10 protein-coding genes are annotated in these 6741 nt (G+C 68.1%); 2 read left to right on the top strand and 8 right to left on the bottom strand.

Annotation, left to right across the window (positions count from 1 at the left end; all coding sequences use genetic code 11):
* Both LCE31_RS34235 and LCE31_RS34230 read left to right on the top strand, forming a co-directional pair.
* Positions 1-523, top strand: a 523-nt coding sequence (locus tag LCE31_RS34235) for a hypothetical protein (protein ID WP_225021481.1), incomplete at its 5' end; no start/stop codon positions are given.
* Positions 524-656: 133 nt separating this feature from the next.
* A complete protein-coding gene (locus LCE31_RS34230; RefSeq protein ID WP_225021479.1) occupies positions 657-881 on the top strand; it encodes a hypothetical protein in 225 nt (74 codons plus the stop codon).
* Positions 882-887: 6 nt separating this feature from the next.
* Here the strand turns inward: LCE31_RS34230 and LCE31_RS34225 are convergent, their stop codons facing one another.
* The 8 genes from LCE31_RS34225 to LCE31_RS34190 form a co-directional block, all read right to left on the bottom strand.
* Complete coding sequence (locus tag LCE31_RS34225) at positions 888-2207, bottom strand: hypothetical protein (protein ID WP_225021477.1); 1320 nt, start codon at positions 2205-2207, stop codon at positions 888-890.
* 35 nt (positions 2208-2242) lie between these two features.
* Positions 2243-2389 carry a hypothetical protein gene (locus LCE31_RS34220; protein ID WP_225021475.1) on the bottom strand — a complete coding sequence of 49 codons (147 nt, stop codon included), beginning with the start codon at positions 2387-2389 and terminating at the stop codon, positions 2243-2245.
* A gap of 58 nt (positions 2390-2447) precedes the next feature.
* On the bottom strand, positions 2448-2660 hold the full coding sequence (locus LCE31_RS34215) for a hypothetical protein (protein ID WP_225021473.1): 213 nt from the start codon (positions 2658-2660) through the stop codon (positions 2448-2450).
* An 80-nt stretch (positions 2661-2740) separates the two neighbouring features.
* A complete protein-coding gene (locus LCE31_RS34210) occupies positions 2741-3412 on the bottom strand; it encodes an MmpS family transport accessory protein (protein WP_225021471.1) in 672 nt (223 codons plus the stop codon).
* Positions 3413-3558: 146 nt separating this feature from the next.
* Positions 3559-3984: an NUDIX domain-containing protein gene (locus LCE31_RS34205; RefSeq protein WP_225021468.1), complete on the bottom strand. Its 426-nt coding sequence runs from the start codon at positions 3982-3984 to the stop codon at positions 3559-3561.
* A 442-nt stretch (positions 3985-4426) separates the two neighbouring features.
* Positions 4427-4726: a hypothetical protein gene (locus LCE31_RS34200; protein ID WP_374118647.1), complete on the bottom strand. Its 300-nt coding sequence runs from the start codon at positions 4724-4726 to the stop codon at positions 4427-4429.
* A 9-nt stretch (positions 4727-4735) separates the two neighbouring features.
* Positions 4736-6130 carry a replicative DNA helicase gene (dnaB, locus tag LCE31_RS34195; protein ID WP_374118645.1) on the bottom strand — a complete coding sequence of 465 codons (1395 nt, stop codon included), beginning with the start codon at positions 6128-6130 and terminating at the stop codon, positions 4736-4738.
* 73 nt (positions 6131-6203) lie between these two features.
* Positions 6204-6741: hypothetical protein (locus LCE31_RS34190; RefSeq protein ID WP_225021467.1), on the bottom strand; the 538-nt coding region annotated here is incomplete at its 5' end.

The raw sequence follows: 6741 nt of genomic DNA, 5'->3' as shown, positions 1-6741 counted from the left end.
GAAGAAACCCCCGAACCCGCCACGCCCCGAACACCTCGCGGACGTCGAGACGTACGAGCTCGGCGCCGCAGGACCCTACGGAACCCTCCCCGCCCGCAGCACCCGGCGCCTTGCCGCCGTCGTTCGCAACCGGCAGGCAGCCAACTGGACTCTCGGACATGCCCCCTGGGCGCCGGCCAAGGCACAGCGCCTCGTCGCCGAGCAGCTCGGCAGGTGGGGCTACATGTTGGGGACCGGCACGGAGGACACGATCGACGACGTGACCGCCACGCTGACCGCTCAGGCGCTCGAGAGCCCCGCTGTCGGGGCGGGGAGCCGGCGGGTGAGCGTGCACCTGTCCGACCAGGACGGGCAACTGTGTGTCCTCGCCATCGCCCACCAAGCAACGGAGGGGTGTGGCCCGGCAGGTGACGGCGAGGACGTCCTGCGCCGCCTATCCGAGCATGCGGCTGTCGCCTCATGCGGGACCGACACCGGCCCGGACGGCTGCCGCTGGTGGGCCGTCATCGACCTGGAGCGGTAGAGGCCACGTAGCGCGCCACGCGGGGCTCGGGGAGCCGTGCGGGTCGTGCGGTGCGTTGAGCTGCCCGCCTGCGCTCGTACGCCCCCACACGCAACCTCCTAGGCCCGCGCCGACCTGGCGGACCGTCGATGCCATGGGCGACGACGGGAACATCGTGGACTGCGCGGCCGGCGGATGCGACCACCGCGGGCCCAGAGAGACCATGGTCGAGTTGGATGGCGGCATGTGGCAGTGCGAGGACTGCACGGCCGCGGTCATGGCCCGGGGTGAACTCGACGGGCTCCTGCCCCGCGACCGGGCGACCCTGACTCGTCCGAACGGGGACCCCGACGAAGCCGCCCACCGCGGCGCCGCCTGACCTACGTCATGCATGCAGTCGACGTAGGAGGACACCGTCCTGCGTGTGATCGCGGAGGAAATCAGCGAGTGCCCCCGAGTCCTTACCTGGCGCGTGCACCTTCTGAACGGGTGCCGAGTAGCGGCGGCCCCTGACGCGATGCTTTGGCGCGGGGCCGCGCCGTTTCAGCGGAGCCCCAACAGCAGCAGCATGGAGTTTCCGCGCCTCCGCATCGATGACGTGGATACCTGTCTCGCTGGGCGGGACGAGTCGTTCTTCATCCCAGCCATCGCCCTCCCCGGGCGGCTGGAGGCCTTCCAGGGGATCACCGCCAGCGACAGCCGCATTGAACACGGCCAGTGAGGCCGTCGCGTAGGAACGCCCAGCCTGGCAGGCACGCGAGTGCAGACCAGCGGCGTGCTCGCCTGCGAGGTCGGCACGCTGCTTGGCCGTGTCCCGCCGCAGTTCGAAGCGCGCCACCTCCTGCTCACGCACCTCTGCGGGGAGAACTGTCGGAGGGGTGGGCTCGTATTCCTCGGACTCCTGCTGGGCCGCCTGATGCTCGTCAGCGGCCCTTTGCCATGCCTTGCGCAGGGCCCAGTAGTAGGCACGATGGTCGGCCAGGAGCTGGTCAGCCTTGATGGGCCATGGTTCGGCTTCTTCTCCGTCCGGATGTGGTGCCCACACGTCTGGGTGCGCCGCCGCGTGTGCTGCATGGTGCTCGCGGTAGAAGTCACGTCCCCGCTCGGTGATCGAGTAGCCGCCTACTCGCCGCCCCGCGTCGTCGGCGCTGAGCTCGGCGAGCGGAGGGACGTGCTTGTCCATGAGGACACGTTCGATGGTGGTCGAGTATGTCCATGGCAGGTTCTTCCCGGCACGGTCTGCGGCCCATAGCTGGGCGAGGACCTGCCACGAGCGGGCGCTCAGGGCGGCTTTCGCGGTGCTGGTGGTCAGGGATGTGCCGGCGCGGGCGGCGGCGCGGCCTTCCCGCGTGAGGCGGACTGTGCGCATGAACCCGAACCGGGTCGGACGCGAGTCCTGCGTGATCAGGCCGCGCTTTTGCAGGGCAGCGGTCGTGGAGCCGTTGCCCTGGTTGTCCCAGCCCTTGAGCGCAAGCTGTTCCTGGAGTGTCGTCCACCCGAACACGCGACGGTCGGACGGCTCATGGGAGAAGTCGATCTGCCGCCACACGGCCGCCGGTGTGTCGTCGTAGTGACCACGCGCAGCGCTCGACCGCCGACCGGCTTCGATGCCCTGCTCAATGTGGTAGATCGCCGCGAGGGTGCCTTGCTGTCGGTCGTTCAGCTCGGTCCACGCAGCGAGTGCCTTGGATGTACGCGGGGGCATGGACACATGATGGCAGCTTCCACTGACAGGGCAGCTCAGTCGAAGACCGGGTGGAAGTCCCCTTCGCAGCACCAGCACTCGACCTCGGCAGGCGCCTGATACCTGATCCCGAACCAGCCCACGTCCCTACAGAACACCCAGCAGTCCGCCCCGTAATAGGGGCACTCGAACTCGAAGTCCATCCGCCAAGGATGCCGGACAGCATGCGGCTACGGCAGGGCGTCTGTCGAACCGTGGGGCCTACAGGCCGGCTGCGAGGAATCCCGCTACGTCCAGGCCATTGCGCTCCCACGCGTCCAGGAGTGGCGCCACGTTCTCCCCGGCTGCCATGTTCTGTTCCAGCCGACCGATGATCCCGCGCCGGGTCTCAGCCAGGAGGGCTTCAGTCCGTGCCCGGTGTTCCTGGCATGTGCGCAGGAGGGCGTCGAGGTCGTGGCCTGTGGGTTCTGTCATGACGATGGAACGAGCTACCTGCTGCCTTGGACACGGCGGCCCCGACCGTCAGGCCGGGGCCGCCGTACCGTCCGGGGAGGTCAGTCCCAGCCCCCGAAGATTCCCCCTGACAACTGCGCCGTGCAGATGTTGTAGCCGCCCGAGGCATGCCCCGTCTTCGTCTTCCCGCCGACAGTGACGGAGCAGTGGATGTCGCCGCCACCCGACAGTTGCGCCGACACGTCGTAGTACATCGCATCGTCGTTCAGTGACATCGTCTTCGTCATGGGCAGGCCGTGGCCCTGAATGTTGTCGCTGTCCGAGCCATACGTGATGTCGACGCCGGACGGGGCCGACCCCCACACCTTGAAGACGACCTTGTCCTTCGGTGCCGCGTCGGGCTTCTTCTTCGCCGGCGCTGCGGGCGCCTTGGCCTTGACGGTCTTCGTTGCGGTCGCGGTGACCGTGACGGTCGGCGCTGGCTTCGCCTTCACAGGGGCTTTCGCGGATGGTGTTGCCGTCGCCGTGATGGTGACGGTCGGCGCCGGCGCGGCCTTCGCGTCCGCGGCGGTCTTCGTCGTGGTTGTGCTGCTTCCGCTGCTGGCGCCGCCTATCGCGATACCGACGACGAACACGGCCGCGGTCACGGGGATGATGATGCGCTTGCGGGTCCAGCCGGGCCGCCGGTTCGGGTCCTTCGGTGGCATGGCGGGCTGCGTCACCGTCGGCTGCCCCCACTGCGGCGGCTGCGGGATGTTCTGGTCCTGGGGCAAGAGGGTTCCTCTGGTAGATGAGTCGCGTGGCGTGGGGGCGCTGTGCGGTGGGTGATAGTGAGACTGACGTGCTGGCCGGATGGTTGCATCAGGTGATTGATCAACATCGGGCGGTTACGGCTGTCCTGACCGGGTTTGACCGAGAGTCAGGAGAAGGAGAACTGGAGGCGCCGCGCGTCCTGCACGATCTGCCCGTGGTCGAACGCGAGATCCCGGGGCTCTTCGATCGGCATCCACCGCACCGCCGCAGCGTCATCGCCGGCCCGGGCCGTCACATCGGAGGGCACGGTCGCCATGTACGCGACGGTCACATACCGGCCCCGCGGGTCCCTGCCCGGAGCGTCGTACACCCCGACCAGGACCAGGTCCTCCTCGCTGACGCGAACACCGGTCTCCTCCAGCAGTTCGCGGGCGGCGGCAGCCCGGGACTTCTCGCCCGGGTCCACGTGACCCCCCGGCAGGGCGTACTGGCCCTTGTACGGGGGCCAACCGCGCTCGACCAGAAGGACGTGACCGTCGCGGATACAGACGACGTCGGCGGTGTAGCGGATGATCTCGAACGTCTCGGACATGATCTCTCTTCCGGAACTGGGGCCGCGCCGTCTGCTGGGTCAGAGTCATGGCCAGCGGTAGGGCGACGCCGAGGTTGGTGAGGAGGGCTGGCAGGAGCCAGCTGACAGTGGTGAGGGCTGCGATGAGCAGTACCGTGCGGTACGGGAACCGGCCATCGAGTAGGGGTGTTCTGGTCACGGGTGGGCTTCCTGAGTCGCAGGGAGCGCAGATCGGGAGATCATGCGCGTGCGGCTCGAAGCCCTGTGGTGGTGAGTGCGCAGGCCGGACCGCGCGGAACCTTGCGAGGGGGATGCGCGGTCCGGACCAGCATCCACAACCTACCGCTTAAGCATTAGCTACGCAATGCTTAACGGGAGAGGGGTGCGCCACCACCCCACGCCAACCGACCGCCGACCCGAGACGCCGACAGAGCGGGCCCGAAGACCCGCCCCCCACGCCCTGTCAGTACGAGGGCCGGGCCCAGCCTGCCTGGCTCCGCCGCTCAGCCTCCGCCCGGCGACGCCGCGTCTGACAGAACAAGCACCGGTCCGGGGCATCCTCATCGACCGCCCCGAACGGATGCAGCTTGCAGTCCGTGTGCGGCTTCGGGCCGGCGACCGTCGCCAGGAGGTCGACAGCGCGGGCGAGGTCCTTGCGGATCTCCTCCAGCTTCGCCTCCGGCATGTCCCGGGTCACGGCCTCACCGTGCTCGCCCAACAGACGCAGCGCACGACCCAGATCGGGCAACTGGTTCGGATTCATCTCTGCCTCTCAGCTCTGAGCCATGTCAACGAAACGGCTGTAGTGGCCCTGGAAGGCGACCGTGACAGTCGCCGTGGGCCCGTTACGGTGCTTCGCCACGATCAGGTCCGCCTCGCCCGCGCGTGGCGACTCCTTCTCGTATGCGTCCTCCCGGTGCAACAGGATCACCATGTCGGCGTCCTGCTCGAGTGATCCGGACTCGCGGAGGTCGGACACCATCGGTTTCTTGTCCACGCGCTGCTCCGGGCCCCGATTCAGCTGTGACAGACCTACGACCGGGACGTGCAGCTCCTTGGCGAGCAGCTTGAGGTTCCGGGAGATCGAGGAGACCTCTTCCTGTCGGGACTCGCCTCGCCCGCCTGACTGCATGAGCTGGATGTAGTCGACCAGGATCAGCTTCACTCCGTGCCGCTGCACCAGGCGCCGGGCCTTGGTGCGGATGTCCATCAGCGTCAGGTTCGGCGAGGCGTCCACGTAGAACGGGTCCGTCTTCAGCCGCGGCATCACCTGGGCGAGGCGCGACCAGTCGTCCTCGCTCATCGTCCCGTTGCGAATGTGGTGCAGGGCGATCTTCCCCTCCGCGGACCACAGGCGCTGGTTGATCTCACGTCGGCCCATCTCGAGGGAGAACAGGACGCTGGGGATACCGTGCTTGCACGATGCGGCCCGGATAAAGTCCAGCGCCAGCGTCGACTTACCCATCGCGGGGCGCGCTGCGACGATGACGAACTGCTCGGGCTGGAGACCGGACGTGAGGCTGTCCAGGTCCGTGAACCCGGTCGGTACACCGGCGGGCTCGCCGTTGCCATGGCACAGGGCGTCCAGGGCATCCAGGTCTGCTTCCATCGAGTCGCCGGCGAGCTCGTAGTCGGTCTCGGCGTCCTCGTCAGCGATCTGGAAGACCTCCTGCCCGGCCGCGTCAACGATGTCCTGCACTTCGCCGGAGCCGTATCCGAGCTGGGCGATCTTTGTACCGGCCTGGATGGTACGTCGGCGTAGGGCCCGGTCCTTGACGATGTCGGCGTAGTAGCCGGCGTTCGCTGCCGTGGGGACTTCCTCCACGAGCTGGTGCAGGTACGGGGCGCCGCCGATGCGGTTGATGTCGCCCTGGTTGATGAGGGCGGCCGTGACCGTGATCGGGTCGACCGGTTCACCCTTGACGTACAGGCCGATGATCGTATTGAAGATCGTCTCGTGGACCGGCTTGTAGAAGTCTCGAGGCTTGAGCCGGGAGTCGGTGGTGACCTCCTCAATGGCGTCCTTGGACAGCATCATCGACCCGAGGACAGACATCTCTGCCGCCAGGTCCTGCGGCGGGACTCTCTCAAAGTCGCCGGGCTCCGGGTCACTGCCGTAGTCGTGCGGGGCGGCAGAGCGGTCGGCGGTCTGCGCTGGGATACTCACAGGTGGAACCTCTTTCGGGGTTTCGAGCAGCGGCCGGCCCTGGGCAAGGGAGTAACCGGCCGCTGCGCTGCGTTCACGCGCGGGCGTGCTTCGGGTGGCAGGCAGGGCAGGGAGCGTCGCTGCCGTCGTCCATCTCAACGATTCGCTGGAACGCGGCCATGGGCTTCTCGCCCCGGTTGCACTTCCCGCACCATGCCGCGAGACCACCCGACTGGCCCCTGGGAGTCGTCCCGGGGGTTTCCCCGGCCCGTTTGCGCTTCAAGTCCCGCAGACGGGCGGGCATGACGCTGGACGGCCGCCGGACAGGATCGTTCGGGTTGTCCTGAGTCAGCGTCAACTCCAGCAGCAGGCGGTCGGCCTCGTCTTCCAGGTCGTAGCCCTGAGTGTGAGCCCGCGATGCAGCGAGAGGGGCACAGGCACGCGCCTGCGACGGGCCCATCTGCCACTTCCCGGGAAGGTCCTGGAGGAAGTCGTCGGCCCGCTGGGTCTCTGCTGCTGCTGGTGTGTAGTCGCCCGGTTCGAGAGCCGCGGATTCCGCGTACCGGTTGGCACGCGTGGCCTTCCCCGTCTTGGGGGGCTGGGGGGAGGTACCACCACCACCCTCCGGGGGG

It is taken from the genome of Streptomyces sp. 8L, from assembly GCF_020176795.1.
Classification (GTDB): domain Bacteria; phylum Actinomycetota; class Actinomycetes; order Streptomycetales; family Streptomycetaceae; genus Streptomyces.
Note: the sequence above shows the minus strand (reverse complement) of the source record. Positions and strands in the feature narration are given on the sequence as shown.

Coding starts and splice junctions, on each gene's coding strand:
- LCE31_RS34225 (WP_225021477.1), bottom strand. CDS start 2,207: ATGCCCCCGCGTACATCCAAGGCACTCGCTGCGTGGACCGAGCTGAAC.
- LCE31_RS34200 (WP_374118647.1), bottom strand. CDS start 4,726: ATGAATCCGAACCAGTTGCCCGATCTGGGTCGTGCGCTGCGTCTGTTG.
- LCE31_RS34205 (WP_225021468.1), bottom strand. CDS start 3,984: ATGTCCGAGACGTTCGAGATCATCCGCTACACCGCCGACGTCGTCTGT.
- LCE31_RS34220 (WP_225021475.1), bottom strand. CDS start 2,389: ATGGACTTCGAGTTCGAGTGCCCCTATTACGGGGCGGACTGCTGGGTG.
- LCE31_RS34230 (WP_225021479.1), top strand. CDS start 657: ATGGGCGACGACGGGAACATCGTGGACTGCGCGGCCGGCGGATGCGAC.
- LCE31_RS34215 (WP_225021473.1), bottom strand. CDS start 2,660: ATGACAGAACCCACAGGCCACGACCTCGACGCCCTCCTGCGCACATGC.